The following is a 638-nucleotide window of genomic DNA, read 5'->3' on the forward strand; positions in this document are numbered from 1 at the left end:
GACCACGCTGCCGCCTTGCGAGGCCACCGAGGCGGCACCTGCTGCCAACTGGTTGGCCTGGCGCGCGTGCTCGGCATTCTGCTTCACGGTGGAGGTCAGCTCCTCCATCGACGCAGCGGTTTCTTCCAGGCTCGCCGCCTGCTGCTCGGTGCGGCGCGACAGGTCGTCGTTGCCGGCGGCAATTTCGGTCGAGGCCGCGTTGATGCTGACCGCCGCGGTCTGGATGCGACCGACGATGCCGGTCAGCTGTTCGACGGTGGCGTTGGCGTCGTCGCGCATGGTGGCGAACACGCCGTGGAACTCGCCTTCCATGCGCGCGGTGAGGTCGCCTGCGGCGATGGCCTGCAGCAAGGCCGACAGCTTGCCGAGGTTGTGGTCGCTGACCTCCATCATCGCGTTGAGGTCCTGCACCATCAGCCGGAAGTCGTGCTGGAAGTGCGCCGCATCGCCGCGGGCGCTGAAGTCGCCGGCCGCCGCCGCGGCGGCCAGACGCTTGATCTCGGTGTTGATCGCCAGCAGGCTGGCCTTGGCCGCATCCATCGATTCGTGCAGCACCGCGCGGCTGCCGGGCAGGCGGCGGGCGTCGCGGCGCAGGTCGCCATTGGCGTATTCGTTGAGCACGCCGATGGCGTCGACGA

The 638-nt window shown here is 69.3% G+C and carries 1 pseudogene; it reads right to left on the bottom strand.

The features are described 5' to 3' along the window. Nucleotides 1-638, bottom strand: a pseudogene (locus D180_RS18570) (methyl-accepting chemotaxis protein); the annotation flags it as partial.

Origin of the sequence: Xanthomonas sp. SHU 166 (assembly GCF_000364685.1) — a bacterium.
Taxonomy (GTDB): Bacteria; Pseudomonadota; Gammaproteobacteria; order Xanthomonadales; family Xanthomonadaceae; genus Xanthomonas_A; species Xanthomonas_A sontii.